Genomic DNA, 15275 nt, shown 5'->3' with positions numbered 1-15275 from the left:
ATGAAACTAGCTGTTATCACAGATTCTTCTGCCTATCTCAGTGCAGAGACCTTGCAAAGAGAAGATTTATTTGTCTTGGATATTCCTGTCAATATTGATGGTGAGGAGTATGTCGAAGGCATCAATCTGACTGCTGAGGAATTTTACCAAAAAATGGCTCAGGCTTCTGAATTGCCTAAGACTAGTCAACCAAGTATTGCCAAGTTAGATGAAATCTTAACTTCGCTCAAAGAACAAGGTTATACCCATGCTTTGGGGCTTTTCCTATCTTCTGGAATTTCAGGTTTTTACCAAAATATCCAGTATATGATAGATGAATATGAGGGCTTAACCATTGCTTTTCCAGACACTTTGATTACAAGCGCTCCGCTGGGTATCATGGTTGAAAGTGTCTTTAACTGGCGTGACCAGGGCGATGATTTTGCCAGCATTCAGGATAAGCTAGCCATTCAAATTAGCCGTACGTCAGCTTTTATCATGGTAGATGATTTGGATCATTTGGTAAAAGGTGGGCGCCTTTCAAATGGGGCTGCCATTTTGGGTAATCTGCTAAGCATTAAGCCAATCCTTTATTTTAACGATCAAGGTGTGATTGAAGTTTACGAAAAAGTTCGTACTGAAAAGAAAGCAACCAAGCGCTTAATTGAAATTATCAAGGAAACAACGGCTTCAGGTCAATACCGGGTCATTGTCATTCACGGAAATGCTCCTGAAAAGGCTGAGGAATTGCGTCAGCACTTGCTTGATTCTGGCTTGGGTTCGGATGTTTCACTTGCTACATTTGGTAGTGTCATTGGAACTCACCTAGGATCAGGAAGCATTGCTCTGGGTTATATTCCAGTAATTTAGTTGGCACTTTTAGACTAGTTAAGAAGTTAGCAGTTGAACACGCCTGGAACCCTGTGTGAAAAAGATAGTTTTTCCAAGGAGTAGACACTTCTTGATCAAAACTCCTATTTTCACTTTGTGTTCCTACAGGCTTTGTATCTTAGCAATTGAACACGGACTACCTGCCTCATGAAAAAAGATGCCTGTCTGGCCTTTCGTCGAAAGTCAGTGCCATTCCCTATTTTTCATGGGCAGCCAACGTCCTTTGTATCTTAGACAGGAGTAGAGATGAGTATTCGAGTAATTATTGCTGGTTTTAAGGGAAAGATGGGCCAAGCTGCTTGTCAGATGGTCTTGGCTGATCCAGACTTGGACTTGGTAGCAGTTTTGGATCCCTTTGAGTCTGAATCAGAATGGCAGGGTATTCCTGTTTTCAAGGATAAGGCTGATTTAGCAGGCTTTGAAGCGGATGTCTGGGTAGATTTTACTACTCCAGCTGTTGCCTACGAAAATACACGCTTTGCTCTTGAAAATGGATTTGCTCCAGTAGTTGGAACGACAGGCTTTACTAGTGAAGAAATTGCAGAGCTAAAAGCATTTTCTCGCGCCCAAGATTTGGGTGGTTTGATTGCCCCTAACTTTGCCTTGGGTGCTGTCTTGCTTATGCAATTTGCGAAGCAGGCTGCTAAATATTTCCCAAATGTGGAGATTATCGAGCTCCATCATGACAAGAAAAAGGATGCCCCGAGTGGAACAGCTATTAAAACAGCTGAGTTGATGGCGGAAGTTCGAGAGTCCATTCAGCAAGGTGCGCCTGATGAGGAAGAATTGATTGCAGGTGCCCGTGGTGCTGACTTTGATGGCATGCGTATTCATTCAGTTCGTTTGCCAGGCTTGGTAGCCCATCAGGAAGTCATCTTTGGCAATCAGGGAGAAGGATTGACCCTCCGTCATGACTCCTATGATCGCAGCTCCTTCATGACAGGGGTCAATTTGGGAATTAAAGAAGTTGTCAAGCGTCATGAGCTTGTCTATGGATTAGAACACTTATTATGAGATTAACGCAAATGCCTTCTGAATTTCAGAAGGCTTTACCAGTATTAGAAAAAATTAAAGAAGCAGGATTTGAAGCCTATTTTGTTGGGGGTTCTGTTCGAGACGCCCTCCTCAATCGTCCCATCCACGATGTGGATATTGCGACATCTTCCTATCCAGAAGAAACCAAGCAGATTTTTCCGCGAACAGCCGATATCGGAATCGAGCATGGAACGGTCTTGGTTTTAGATGGCGATGAGGAGTATGAGGTAACCACCTTTCGGACAGAAGATGTCTATGTGGACTATCGCAGACCCAGTGCGGTTTCCTTTGTGCGCTCGCTAGAAGAAGACCTCAAGCGCCGTGATTTTACAGTCAATGCCTTTGCCTTGGACGAGACAGGGGAAATCATTGACTTGTTCCATGGTTTAGAAGATTTGGAAAAGCAAGTCTTACGAGCAGTTGGAGTGGCTAGTGAGCGTTTTAACGAAGATGCTCTGCGGATTATGCGTGGTTTCCGTTTTCAGGCCAGTCTTGGCTTTGAACTTGAGCAAGAAACATTTAAAGCAATGAAGACCTTGACGCCACTCTTGGAGAAAATTTCTGTGGAGCGTACCTTTGTCGAGTTTGATAAACTCTTGCTGGCTCCATTTTGGAGAAGGGGCTTGGCTTCCATGATTGAGAGTCAAGCTTATGATTATCTCCCTGATATGGCAGCTAGCCAGGACAAGCTCAATAGACTGTTTGGTTTGGAGACTGATTTCACCTTTGAATCTTCAGAGCAAGCCTGGGCGGCTCTACTGTGGGCTTTGGAGATTGAAAATGCGCAGCCATTTTTGAAAGCTTGGAAGACCTCACGTCAGTTTGCCAAGCAGGTACAGGATTTGCTGACTATTTTGGCTCTGCGTGAAAAGGGAGAATTGAGCAAGCGCGATTGTTACCGCTTTGACTTGGATTTACTTTTACAGGCTGAAAATCTTCGTCAGGCTCAAGGAAAACCAGTCAACCGACAAGTCATCACAGAAACCTACCAGAGTTTGACAATTCATGATAAGAAAGAAATCCAAATCAACGGTGGTATTTTGATCAAGGAATATGGCTATCAACCAGGTCCTGACTTGGGAGAGATTTTAACAGAGATTGAGTTTGCCATTGTCGATGGAGAATTGGAAAATGACCGTCAAGCCATCCATGCTTATCTGAGGGAGAAAAAATGAGTGATTTTATCGTTGAAAAACTAAGTAAATCCGTCGGTGACAAGACCGTTTTTAAGGATATTTCCTTTATCATCCATGATTTGGATAGAATTGGTTTAATCGGTGTTAATGGAACGGGCAAGACTACCCTTTTAGATGTCCTTTCTGGTGTTTCTGGCTTTGATGGGGATGTCAGTCCCTTTTCAGCTAAGAATGATTACCAGATTGGTTACTTGACCCAAGACCCTGATTTTGATGATAGTAAGACGGTTTTAGATACGGTTCTATCTAGTGACCTCAAGGAAATTCAGCTTATTCGTGAGTATGAATTGATCATGCTCAACTACAGTGAGGACAAACAGGCGCGTTTGGAACGCGTCATGGCAGAGATGGATTCTCTTCAAGCTTGGGAAATTGAGAGTCAGGTCAAGACGGTTCTTAGCAAGCTGGGTATCCAGGACTTATCTACTCCCGTTGGGGAATTGTCAGGTGGTTTGAGAAGACGCGTCCAGTTGGCGCAAGTCTTACTTGGCAACCACGACCTCTTGCTTCTGGATGAGCCAACCAACCATCTGGACATTGCGACCATTGAGTGGCTGACCCTCTTTTTAAAAAATTCTAAGAAAACTGTACTTTTTATCACCCATGATCGTTATTTCTTGGACGCTTTGTCAACACGGATTTTCGAGTTGGACCGAGCAGGCTTGACCGAGTATCAGGGGAATTATCAGGACTATGTTCGCCTTAAGGCGGAACAGGACGAGAGAGATGCAGCACTTCTCCACAAAAAGGAACAACTTTATAAGCAAGAACTGGCCTGGATGCGTCGACAACCGCAGGCGCGTGCGACCAAGCAGCAGGCTCGTATCAATCGTTTCCATGACTTGAAAAAGGAAGTTTTAGGCAGTACCGCTGAGACAGACTTGACAATGAACTTTGAAACCAGTCGAATTGGGAAGAAAGTTATCGAGTTTCAGGATGTTTCCTTTGCCTATGAAAACAAGCCTATTTTGCAAGATTTTAATCTCTTGGTGCAGGCCAAAGATCGTATCGGAATCGTTGGGGATAACGGTGTTGGGAAATCAACTCTGCTCAATCTGATTGCAGGAAGTCTTGAGCCAACTGAAGGACAAGTTGTGATTGGGGAAACTGTTCGCATCGCCTATTTCTCTCAGCAAATTGAGGGTTTGGATGAAAGCAAGCGAGTGATCAATTACTTGCAGGAAGTGGCAGAAGAGGTCAAGACCAGCGGTGGTTCTACGACTTCGATTGCAGAATTACTGGAACAGTTTCTTTTCCCACGTTCGACGCATGGAACCTTGATTGAGAAATTGTCTGGGGGAGAGAAAAAACGTCTTTATCTTCTCAAGTTGCTCCTTGAAAAACCAAATGTTCTTCTCTTGGACGAACCGACAAATGACCTAGATATTGCGACCTTGACAGTTTTGGAGAATTTCTTGCAAGGTTTTGCTGGTCCTGTCTTGACAGTTAGCCATGACCGCTATTTCTTGGATAAGGTAGCGACCAAGATTCTCGCTTTTGAAGATGGCAAGATTCGTCCTTTCTTTGGTCATTACACCGACTATCTTGATGAAAAAGCCTTTGAAACAGAGATGGCCAATCAAGTGCAAAAAGCCGAGAAGGAAAAGGTGGTCAAGGTCCGCGAAGACAAGAAACGCATGACCTACCAAGAAAAGCAGGAATGGGCAAGCATTGAAGGCGATATTGAAGCCTTGGAAAATCGTATCGCTGCTATTGAAGAGGAAATGCAGGCCAACGGCTCTGACTTTGGCAAACTGGCTACTCTCCAAAAAGAACTGGATGAGAAAAACGAGGCACTCCTTGAAAAATACGAACGCTATGAGTATCTAAGTGAGTTTGATAGCTAGAAGAATGGAAAAATCCCGTCTCATGGACAGGATTTCTCTATTCTTTTTTGGTTTCCTGATGAAAGATATTTTGCCAAGTTTCGTGGCGTCGCCAGATACTGGTATGGACGATACCATCTAACTCATAGCAGATGAGTTTGGTCTTCTGACTGATGGAAGTGATTTGAATATCCTTGATAGATGCATTTAACTCTTTTTCGGTCTTATAAGCCTCTTTATCCATCTGCTCTCCGTCTTGGCGAATATAGACAAAATCATCAGCCAAGAGTTCTTCCAGTTGATTTCCCTGATCAATCAATTGTTCACGCATAAGCAATTTTTTGTAGACATTGTCTAAAATCTCATCCTCAGGGATAGGTGCTGGCTCGATATGGACATCGGTATCAAAGACGCCAAAACGTTCTTCCAGCATAGACTCGACCTGATCCGCAATCTCGTGGCTTTCATAAACCGACAAGTCAGGATTCATTTCTAGCGTAATATCAAGGTAGATATTGCTACCGTAGGTACGACCTCTTTGCGACTTAACCTTGCTGATTTTGGGAATTTCCATGATAGCCTTTTGGTAGTCCTCGAGCAGACGGTCATCAAAGCCATCCGAAAGGCTAAAGGAAGACTCGATGAAGATATCATAGGCAGTTTTCAAGATAAAGAAAGTGATGATAATGGCAACCAGTTTATCCACAATGGGATAATTGAAACTGCTAGCCAGGATTGCAATGGTAGTACCAAGTGAGGTGACAGCATCAGAAAGATTGTCCTTGGCGGCAGCCTTCAGTGCCTTGGAGTTGGATTTCTTACTGAGGCCAGTATTGTAGAGATAAACTAGAAACATAATCGCTGCAGAAATGATTCCTAGAGTTGCACCCAGAGGGTCAATGACTGTTTCTTCACGACTGAGAATCTTTTGAATGGTATCCCTTAGTACATCAAAGCCAACATAGAACATGATAATAGAAGTGACCAAGCTAGCCAAATCTTCAATCTTCCAGTGGCCAAAACGGTGGTCTCGGTCAGCAGGCTGGCGTGCCATCCGGATTCCAATCAAGAGGGCCACATTTCCAATGATGTCCGACACGTTGTTAAAACCATCGGCTACCAAACTGGATGAATGGAGGAGGTGCCCAGTTGCTAATTTGGCTGCAGACAAGATCAAATAGGTCGAAATACTGATAATGGCCCCACGCTCAGCTAACTTGAGATTTGAGATAGATTGCTTCATTCAACTTCCTTTCTAGTCATATAGCATTCTACCATTATACTGGTTTTCAAGGGAAAATTCAAATAAGGCAGTTTTTACTCTTTGAAAACTTTTCAAAATTTGGTATAATAGTACTACTCAAGGGAGTAGCTGGCAGAAACCTGTGATAGTGTCGTCATTCCGAATTTTATACTGAAAAGTATGCTTTCCGGCACTATCTTAAATAGCGAGACTTGTTATGATTAACAGGTCTCTTTTTGTTTGTCGTGAAAAGATGCGATGAGGGAAAAGAGAGTCTGTTTTGCACACAATGTCAAGGAGGAGACACATGTCAAAAGAACAAAAACGCCAAGCGTTTTACACTCAGAGTCCTGAAGAGGTCTTGAAGGCTGTGGATGCGACCGAGCAAGGTTTGTCATCAAGTGAGGCGGAAAAGCGCCTTGCAGAATTTGGCCACAATGAACTCGAAGAAGGCGAGAAACGATCAATCCTGGTCAAATTCATCGAGCAATTTAAGGATTTGATGATTATCATCCTAGTTGCGGCAGCAATCTTGTCAGTCGTGACTTCTGGTGGGGAAGATATCGCAGATGCCATTATCATCCTAGCTGTGGTTATCATCAACGCTGCCTTTGGTGTTTACCAAGAAGGGAAAGCAGAAGAAGCTATCGAAGCCCTCAAATCCATGTCTAGTCCAGCTGCCCGCGTTCTTCGTGATGGGCACATGGCTGAGATTGATTCTAAAGAATTGGTACCAGGTGATATCGTCGCTCTCGAAGCTGGTGATGTAGTACCTGCAGACCTACGTTTGCTTGAAGCCAACTCTCTTAAAATTGAAGAAGCAGCTCTTACAGGTGAGTCTGTGCCAGTCGAAAAAGACTTGACAGTTGAACTTGCTACAGATGCTGGTATTGGTGACCGTGTCAATATGGCCTTCCAAAACTCAAATGTAACCTATGGTCGTGGTCTTGGTGTTGTTGTCAATACAGGTATGTACACGGAAGTTGGTCATATAGCAGGTATGCTTCAAGATGCGGATGAGACGGATACACCCCTCAAACAAAACTTGAACAACCTTTCTAAGGTCTTGACCTATGCTATCTTGGTCATTGCCCTTGTTACTTTTGTAGTGGGTGTCTTCATTCAAGGGAAAAATCCACTTGGTGAGTTGATGACCTCTGTTGCGCTTGCTGTTGCAGCTATCCCAGAAGGACTTCCTGCTATCGTGACCATCGTTCTTGCCCTTGGTACTCAAGTTTTGGCCAAACGAAATTCTATTGTTCGTAAGTTGCCAGCTGTAGAAACCCTCGGTTCAACTGAAATCATCGCTTCTGATAAGACTGGTACGCTGACTATGAACAAGATGACAGTTGAAAAAGTCTTCTACGATGCAGTCCTACATGACTCAGCTGATGACATTGAACTAGGTCTTGAAATGCCCCTACTTCGTTCAGTTGTCTTGGCCAATGATACGAAAATCGATGTGGAAGGCAACCTGATTGGTGACCCTACTGAAACAGCCTTTATCCAATATGCCTTGGACAAGGGCTACGATGTCAAAGGATTTTTAGAGAAATATCCTCGTGTGGCTGAGTTGCCATTTGACTCTGACCGTAAGCTCATGTCAACGGTTCACCCATTGCCAGATGGTCGTTTCCTTGTAGCAGTCAAGGGTGCGCCAGACCAACTCTTAAAACGTTGTGTTCTTCGTGACAAGGCTGGGGATATTGCTCCGATTGACGAAAAGGTTACAAACCTCATCCATACAAACAACTCTGAAATGGCCCACCAAGCCTTGCGTGTCCTTGCAGGTGCTTATAAGATTATTGAGAGTATTCCAGAAAACCTCACTTCTGAAGAGCTTGAAAATGATTTAATCTTTACTGGTTTGATTGGAATGATTGATCCTGAACGTCCGGAAGCTGCTGAGGCTGTTCGTGTGGCTAAGGAAGCTGGAATCCGTCCAATCATGATTACGGGTGACCATCAAGATACTGCAGAAGCTATTGCCAAACGTTTGGGAATCATCGATGCAAATGATACAGAAGGCCACGTTTTAACTGGTGCTGAGCTCAACGAACTGTCAGATGAAGACTTTGAAAAAGTCGTTGGTCAATACTCTGTTTACGCCCGCGTGTCTCCAGAACACAAGGTTCGTATCGTTAAGGCTTGGCAAAAACAAGGTAAGGTCGTTGCCATGACAGGTGACGGTGTCAATGATGCGCCAGCTCTGAAAACAGCGGATATCGGTATCGGTATGGGAATCACTGGTACAGAGGTTTCTAAGGGAGCTTCTGACATGATTCTTGCAGATGATAACTTTGCGACTATTATCGTCGCAGTGGAAGAAGGACGTAAGGTCTTCTCAAACATTCAAAAGACTATTCAGTACCTACTTTCTGCCAATACTGCTGAAGTATTGACTATCTTCCTATCAACCTTGTTTGGTTGGGATGTCTTACAGCCAGTTCATCTCTTGTGGATTAACTTGGTAACAGATACCTTCCCAGCTATCGCTCTTGGTGTTGAACCTGCGGAGCCAGGTGTTATGACCCATAAACCACGTGGACGTAAGGCAAGCTTCTTCTCAGGTGGTGTTTTCAGCTCCATAATTTATCAAGGAGTACTCCAAGCTGCCCTTGTTATGAGTGTTTATGGCCTTGCCCTTGCTTACCCAGTTCATGTGGGTGACAATCATGCCATTCATGCAGATGCTCTTACTATGGCCTTTGCAACCCTTGGTTTGATTCAGCTCTTCCATGCCTATAATGTCAAGTCTGTTTACCAATCCATCTTGACAGTTGGCCCATTCAAGTCTAAGACCTTCAACTGGTCCATCTTGGTATCCTTCATCCTTCTCATGGCAACAATCGTCGTAGAACCGCTTGAAGGAATCTTCCACGTAACCAAACTAGACTTGTCTCAATGGGGAATTGTTATGGTTGGAAGCTTCTCAATGATTATCATTGTCGAAATTGTTAAGTTTGTTCAACGTAAACTTGGTTTTGATAAGAATGCGATTTAAAAAAAAGTCATCTTCGGATGGCTTTTTGTTACAGTTGAGGGAAAGGGCTTGCAGTTGCCGTCTTTTGTGCTATAATTGCTATAATATAGTAAAAAGTAAGAGGAGTGTGAGGAAGTGGAAAAGAAAATTGTAAAGGATATTTTGTTTTTATCTCAGGTGTCTCAGCCGGCAAGTCAGGAAGACCTTTATCTTGCCAGAGATTTACAGGATACGCTTTTAGCGAATCGTGAGACCTGTGTTGGTCTGGCTGCCAATATGATTGGGGTGCAGAAGCGCGTGATTATCTTTAATCTTGGCTTGGTTCCTGTGGTCATGTTTAACCCAGTGCTCCTGTCCTCTGAAGGATTTTATGAGACAGAAGAAGGCTGTTTGTCCTTGACGGGTGTGAGACCTACTAAGCGTTATGAAACCATAAGGGTTGCCTATCGTGACAGCAAGTGGCAGGAACAGACCATGACCTTGACAGGCTTTCCAGCACAGATTTGCCAGCATGAACTGGATCACTTGGAAGGACGAATCATTTAGGAGGAAAGCAAATGAAACGGATAGTCTTTGAACTTATTTTTATCGCAACGACCTGGTATATCTTTTTACCTCCCCTTAACCTGACCAGCTGGGAATTTCTCTTTTTCCTCTGTGGGCATTTGCTGCTTGTGGCTATTTTATTTGGCTTTGGCAAGGGGATAAACCTTGTCAAAACGGTTTATGTGCGCCACGGAAAGGCGGAAGCTGCTTTAAATTTTGAGGGTTTCAAAATCAATCGGTTAGGGAAAATTCTTTTTGCTTCTATTGGGGGAATTCTTCTCTTGGCTGGTTTAGTTTCCTTGGTGACCTCCAGTATTTTTCAGGCTAAAAATTATGCTAATGTAGTCACAGTTACGGAAAAAGACTTTACTGAATTTCCTAAGACTGACACCAGTAAGGTTCCTATCTTAGATAGAAGTACCGCTGAAAAAATTGGTGACCGTTACTTGGGTTCCCTAACGGATAAGGTGTCGCAATACGTGGCGGCAGACACCTATACCCAACTGACGATTGATGGGAAACCTTATCGGGTTACACCGTTAGAATATGCAGACCCTATCAAGTGGTTTAATAATCAGGCCAAGGGAATCGGTGAGTATATCAAGGTGGACATGGTAACTGGAAATGCGAATTTGGTGGACTTGAAGACACCAATCAAGTATTCTGACTCGGAGTATTTTAACCGTGATGTCAAACGCCACCTGCGCTTGAAGTACCCAACTAGAATCTTCAAGACTCCATCTTTTGAGGTGGACGATGAGGGAAATCCTTTCTATGTAGCAACGGTTTACCAAAAGAAATTTGGGCTTGCGGTTCCCCGTCCTGTTTCAGTCATTATCTTGGATGCCACAAATGGAGAAACCAAGGAATACAGCTTGGCAGATGTTCCAGAATGGGTGGACCGTGTTTATCCAGCTGAGGAAACCATCGAGCAAATCAACTATAACGGCAAGTACAAGGACGGTTTCTGGAATGCTATGATTTCCAAGAAAAACGTGACCCAGACTACCAAGGGCTATAATTACTTGTCTATCGGGAATGACATCTACCTCTACACAGGTGTGACGTCGGCTAATGCGGATGAAAGTAATCTTGGTTTCATTCTTGAAAATATGCGAACAGGAGAAATCACTAAGTATAGCTTGGCTTCTGCGACAGAAGAATCAGCCCGTGAATCAGCAGAAGGTGCTGTTCAGGAGAAATCCTACAAGGCGACCTTCCCAATCCTCATCAACCTCAATGACAAGCCTCTCTACATCATGGGCTTGAAGGACAATGCTGGTTTGGTCAAAGAGTACGCTCTGGTAGACGCAGTCGAGTACCAAAATGTTATCGTAGCTACGACAGTGGAAGAGCTACTCAGCAAGTACGCCAATAAAAACGATCTTGAAATTGATAATGAAACCACAGAAAGTATCAAGGGTGTGGTAGCAGATCTCAAATCAGCTGTTATCAAGGGAGACACCGTCTACTTCTTTAAAGTTGATGGCAAGATTTACAAGGTTAAGGCCTCAGTATCAGATGACCTCCCTTACCTCGAAAATGGTAAAACCTTCGAAGGTCAAGTAGGAAAAGACAACTATCTCAAGACCTTTAAAGTGCAGTAAGGGAAGAGGCTGGGCAAAAACTCAATTTCAGGAAAAAATGAAGTAAATTATTCAACAATAAAACGCATAGTATCAAGATTTTTCAACACCTGATATTATGCGTTTTTTTCTGAGGTTTAAGACTTTTCCCAGTCTCTTTTCAGATGAATTTCTTGGTAGTGGCAAAAAAATATGCTACACTATCAATATGAAAATTTTAATCCCAACAGCAAAAGAAATGAACACAGACTTGCCGAGTATTGAAGCCGCTCCTTTAAGACCAGAAAGTCAGGCCGTGCTTGATGTCTTGGCCCTCTATTCTGCTAGTCAATTGGAGAGTTTTTACAAGGTATCAGCTGAAAAGGCGGCGGAAGAATTTCAAAATATCCAAGCTTTGAAAAGGCAAACTGCTCAATACTATCCAGCCTTGAAACTTTTTGATGGGCTGATGTACCGCCACATCAAGCGAGACAAACTGAACGATGCAGAACAGGCCTATCTTGAAAATCATGTCTTTATTACTTCGGCTTTGTACGGAGTCGTACCAGCCTTGTCACCCATAGCCCCTCACCGTTTGGACTTTTTGATGAAATTAAAAGTCGCTGGTAAGACTTTGAAGAGCCATTGGAAGACAGCCTATGATGAAGTTCTGAAGAAGGAAGAAGTGATTTTCTCTCTCTTGTCGTCCGAGTTTGAGACTGTGTTTTCTAAGGAAATCAGAGAAAAAATGGTGACCTTCAAATTCATGGAGGATAGAGGTGGTCAGTTGAAGATTCATTCAACTATTTCTAAGAAAGCGCGTGGTACCTTCCTGACAGCCCTGATTGAAAATCAAGTTCAAACAGTGGAGGAAGCTCGTCGCTTAAACTTTGCAGGATTTGCCTACCGAGAAGACCTGTCCCAACCACAGGAATTGATTTTTGTAAAGGAAGTATAAATAAGGATAAAAGAAGAAAACCCAGCATGGAAAGTTGTGCTGAGTTTTTTAGTTTATAAAGTATTGGATATATGAATCTCATTTGATAAACAGTTAAGATGATTAACCAAATCCATGATTGACAGATGATTTCGACAAATAAACTTCTTGGTAATTCCTGGAATATAGAAATTAGACACGATGATATCGTAATCTGTCTGATTTAAAATCTCAGGACTTGTTTTCAATTCATCCCAAGTATCGAAGGTAAAGCGGTTATTACAGTAATAGGAAAGCATATCAACAAAGGTAAGGGATATAGCATGGTCAAAGTTACTGATAAGCAATACCTTGATAGGTGGTCGATTTTCTAACAACTGAGTAGAGAGGTTTTCAGCATGGGTTAAGATGGTATACATCAGGTGTTCCAACTGTTCAGGATGGTCATGCTGTCCAATTGCCTGACGATACTGAGCCAGTTCTTGACGTGCACTTTCCATAAAGTCTGGGAAGTAAACTTCAAATTTTTTAATCGTCAATGCTTTTTGTTCAAATAAGATTGGAGTAGAAAAGATTTCCTGTCTTTCAAAGAAAGCAGTGTTGTGTAAATGCCAAATCAGCTCATCGTGGTTAGTAAAGGTAATCTTATATTGTTTTGATAGGCGTTCTAATATTTGACTAAGTAATTGGTAAGAGTATCTTGCTTCACTATTCTCTTCTAAAGAGTTGAAGAATTCTTGAGGATCTAAGAAAATGTTACTTTGAATAAAGGAAATAAAAATTTGTGCAATAATGTCTGGAGTGAGTTCCAGCCCCAATTTCTCAGAGAAATGGACAAGTATCTCCTCAAAGTTTGGAATACTCTCCAAAATAGGGTAGTATTCATCATAGAAATGATTTGGTAAGTCGATGAAATGACCATTTTTGATGCGGTAAATACTGATAGCTATCATCAGTTTGTACATTCTATAAATTGAAAATCGCATCGGATAATTCGTGATCTTATAGAAGAAGTCAGCAAATTCTGTTAGCTCCTCTTCAGGAAGGTCAGGGAAAGGCCAGTCTAGGAAATAATAGCGCTCAGAGAAGTATTGGGCAAAAAAGTAACGAATATCGATCTCATTTCCACGTATCTCGGATGGAGTAAAAGATAATTCAATTTTAAACTGAGATGAAAGAACCTTTGTAATATTTCTGCCCAATCGATAGAGGTTAGCATTACTAGAGTGAAGATTTTCTATTGTTCGATAAATAGGTAGCCCCTCATTGAAGAACATATACTCTAGTAATTGAAAAGATTGAGAATTAGCAAGAAAATATTGATAAATATCTTCTACACTAGTGTTAACTTCTAAATCTATCATGATTCCGTTAACAGAAGATTGGATATCAATAGTTGGAAAAGCAGCACGTAATTCATTTAAATCACTTTTTAGGATTCGTTCTGTACATCCTAATTGTTCGGCAAGTGTATGTAATCTTAACCAATTACGATTCTGAATTAAGATTTCCATTAAGCGTAATTGTCTTTGATCTTTTGTGGATAAAAGGTTGCGCATATAGGTAATTTCCTCCTTAATTTATTATATCATTTTTTTGTCTAAAAAGTACAAAAAAATTAGAGCAAGAAAATTGTCGCTAGTAATCAGAAAAATTAGAATAATATAAGTGGCCCTTAGGTGCAAAAATAGAATATATTAATTGCTCAGAAAATATTGATTTATATATTAAATAGTTGTAGAGTTAGAATTATAAAATACTATTTAGGAGTTCAAAATGAAACATTCACATAAGAAATCATTTGACTGGTATAGCATGCAACAACGATACTCTATTCGTAAGTATCACTTTGGTGCGGCTAGTGTCTTGCTCGGGACAGCCTTAGTCTTGGGAACTGCTACCAATACGCAATCAGTACAAGCAGAGGAACAACATCCTGAGGCAACTAATAGTGTTTCTGTTGATAAGGTAGAAGAAACTACTAAACCAGCAGAAGTTTCTACAGTTAAGAAAGAAACGACCTACGCAGCTCCAACGGCTGCTAATCCAGTAGAGGTAACTCCAGCTAAATCTGAAGATGCTAAAGCCCCAGCAGAAAAAGTTGAAGAAGCAAAAGTAGAAAAAGAAGCAGTTTCTCATCAAAATGTTGTTGATAAATCAAAATTGTTAACAGCTCTTTCGCGTGCAGAAAAATTGGAGCTTAAGTTATACACTGAAGATACTGTAAAACGTCTTCAAACTAATATCCAATCTGCTAAAGGATTATTAAATAAAGCAGATGTGACAGAGTCAGAATTATCTCAAGCAGAGTCTGATCTTCAAGCTGCAGTTATTGCTTTGGAGTATAGAGGGACAACTACGACTAAAATTGTTGATAAAGCTGAAGTAGTTAGTAAAATTGAATCTACTGAAACGAAAAATGCTGAATCAAAAGTAACTGAACAAAGTTCTAAGGTAGAAAAAGAGTCGGTAGAAGAAGATAAAAACGCCTTAAAACCTGTTAAAGGACTCCGAGTAGAAGATGCTAAGGCCAATAAAGAAGGCGGATGGAATATTCCCTTAGATCAAGAAGCCCGCTTGCAATTAAAGAGTGCTATTGAAGCTCATGCAGCACAATCCCGTTCACGTCGCCGGAAACGTTCTATCGGAGATTTGGATTATACTTTCAAGAAAGTTATGACTCCAGTCAATCCAGGTCATTATGCAGATGCCAAGAGTGTGGATGAGTTAACAGTTAATCCGAATTTTACTCCTGAAACAGAAATCAATGTTTGGTATAAAGACTTAGGTTACATCAATCTAGTCGATAAAAATGGACATTATATCAATGCAAATGGTGAAGTAGTAGAGAATCAAGAAGCTGCTATTCGTCGACAATATAAAAACGATTTTAATGATACAACAAGAGCAGATGTTACTGAAATTCCTAAAGCACCAGTTGGTTGGAAAATTAGTGATAATCAATCTATTCGAGGATATAATGCGGAAACAAAAACCATTGATCCAAACGATGATAATGATTTAGACGCTGTTGGAAAAGATTCTAATGTAGTTATTGAAAAAGAAAATCAAAA

General features: G+C 41.6%; 11 protein-coding genes. 9 read left to right on the top strand and 2 right to left on the bottom strand.

Annotated elements, in window-relative coordinates; translation table 11 throughout:
- The 4 genes from O3599_RS07250 to O3599_RS07235 all read left to right on the top strand — a co-directional run bounded on the left by O3599_RS07250 (nucleotide 1) and on the right by O3599_RS07235 (nucleotide 4948).
- The gene (locus O3599_RS07250) at nucleotides 1-849 is read left to right on the top strand and encodes a DegV family protein (RefSeq protein WP_247939563.1); all 849 of its coding nucleotides are present in this window, start codon (nucleotides 1-3) and stop codon (nucleotides 847-849) included.
- 267 nt (nucleotides 850-1116) lie between these two features.
- Nucleotides 1117-1884, top strand: coding sequence for a 4-hydroxy-tetrahydrodipicolinate reductase (gene dapB / locus O3599_RS07245; protein WP_247939562.1), 768 nt, complete (start codon nucleotides 1117-1119; stop codon nucleotides 1882-1884).
- Nucleotides 1881-3080, top strand: coding sequence for a CCA tRNA nucleotidyltransferase (locus O3599_RS07240; RefSeq protein ID WP_371512432.1), 1200 nt, complete (start codon nucleotides 1881-1883; stop codon nucleotides 3078-3080). Before dapB ends, O3599_RS07240 begins: the two co-directional genes overlap by 4 nt.
- Nucleotides 3077-4948 carry an ABC-F family ATP-binding cassette domain-containing protein gene (locus tag O3599_RS07235; protein WP_371512431.1) on the top strand — a complete coding sequence of 624 codons (1872 nt, stop codon included), beginning with the start codon at nucleotides 3077-3079 and terminating at the stop codon, nucleotides 4946-4948. The genes O3599_RS07240 and O3599_RS07235 overlap by 4 nt, the downstream gene beginning before the upstream one ends.
- 37 nt (nucleotides 4949-4985) lie before the next feature.
- Here the strand turns inward: O3599_RS07235 and mntE are convergent, their stop codons facing one another.
- The gene (gene mntE / locus O3599_RS07230) at nucleotides 4986-6170 is read right to left on the bottom strand and encodes a CDF family manganese efflux transporter MntE (RefSeq protein ID WP_371512429.1); all 1185 of its coding nucleotides are present in this window, start codon (nucleotides 6168-6170) and stop codon (nucleotides 4986-4988) included.
- Between the two features lie 307 nt (nucleotides 6171-6477).
- Here mntE and O3599_RS07225 point away from each other — a divergent pair, with 307 nt between their 5' ends.
- The 4 genes from O3599_RS07225 (at nucleotide 6478) to yaaA (ending at nucleotide 12222) form a co-directional block, all read left to right on the top strand.
- Nucleotides 6478-9174 (top strand): cation-translocating P-type ATPase, encoded by a 2697-nt coding sequence (locus O3599_RS07225; protein WP_247939559.1) that lies wholly within the window; start codon nucleotides 6478-6480, stop codon nucleotides 9172-9174.
- A 114-nt stretch (nucleotides 9175-9288) separates the two neighbouring features.
- Nucleotides 9289-9699, top strand: a complete 411-nt coding sequence (locus O3599_RS07220; RefSeq protein WP_225742094.1) for a peptide deformylase — start codon at nucleotides 9289-9291, stop codon at nucleotides 9697-9699.
- A gap of 11 nt (nucleotides 9700-9710) precedes the next feature.
- Nucleotides 9711-11306, top strand: coding sequence for a hypothetical protein (locus O3599_RS07215; RefSeq protein WP_371512426.1), 1596 nt, complete (start codon nucleotides 9711-9713; stop codon nucleotides 11304-11306).
- A gap of 187 nt (nucleotides 11307-11493) precedes the next feature.
- Nucleotides 11494-12222: a peroxide stress protein YaaA gene (gene yaaA / locus O3599_RS07210; protein WP_371512424.1), complete on the top strand. Its 729-nt coding sequence runs from the start codon at nucleotides 11494-11496 to the stop codon at nucleotides 12220-12222.
- A 53-nt stretch (nucleotides 12223-12275) separates the two neighbouring features.
- Here yaaA and O3599_RS07205 read toward each other — a convergent pair whose 3' ends face one another.
- Nucleotides 12276-13760 (bottom strand): M protein trans-acting positive regulator PRD domain-containing protein, encoded by a 1485-nt coding sequence (locus tag O3599_RS07205; protein ID WP_371512422.1) that lies wholly within the window; start codon nucleotides 13758-13760, stop codon nucleotides 12276-12278.
- A gap of 217 nt (nucleotides 13761-13977) precedes the next feature.
- On the opposite strand from O3599_RS07205, the gene O3599_RS07200 reads away from it, so the two are divergent.
- Nucleotides 13978-15275: YSIRK-type signal peptide-containing protein (locus O3599_RS07200; protein ID WP_371512420.1), on the top strand; the 1298-nt coding region annotated here is incomplete at its 3' end.

The organism is Streptococcus sp. 27098_8_103 (genome assembly GCF_041432345.1).
Taxonomy (GTDB): domain Bacteria; phylum Bacillota; class Bacilli; order Lactobacillales; family Streptococcaceae; genus Streptococcus; species Streptococcus mitis_BV.
The sequence above is the reverse complement of the archived record's forward strand: the minus strand, read 5'-3'. Positions and strand labels throughout refer to the sequence as shown.

Coding starts and splice junctions, on each gene's coding strand:
- O3599_RS07250 (WP_247939563.1), top strand. CDS start 1: ATGAAACTAGCTGTTATCACAGATTCTTCTGCCTATCTCAGTGCAGAG.
- dapB (WP_247939562.1), top strand. CDS start 1,117: ATGAGTATTCGAGTAATTATTGCTGGTTTTAAGGGAAAGATGGGCCAA.
- O3599_RS07240 (WP_371512432.1), top strand. CDS start 1,881: ATGAGATTAACGCAAATGCCTTCTGAATTTCAGAAGGCTTTACCAGTA.
- O3599_RS07235 (WP_371512431.1), top strand. CDS start 3,077: ATGAGTGATTTTATCGTTGAAAAACTAAGTAAATCCGTCGGTGACAAG.
- mntE (WP_371512429.1), bottom strand. CDS start 6,170: ATGAAGCAATCTATCTCAAATCTCAAGTTAGCTGAGCGTGGGGCCATT.
- O3599_RS07225 (WP_247939559.1), top strand. CDS start 6,478: ATGTCAAAAGAACAAAAACGCCAAGCGTTTTACACTCAGAGTCCTGAA.
- O3599_RS07215 (WP_371512426.1), top strand. CDS start 9,711: ATGAAACGGATAGTCTTTGAACTTATTTTTATCGCAACGACCTGGTAT.
- yaaA (WP_371512424.1), top strand. CDS start 11,494: ATGAAAATTTTAATCCCAACAGCAAAAGAAATGAACACAGACTTGCCG.
- O3599_RS07205 (WP_371512422.1), bottom strand. CDS start 13,760: ATGCGCAACCTTTTATCCACAAAAGATCAAAGACAATTACGCTTAATG.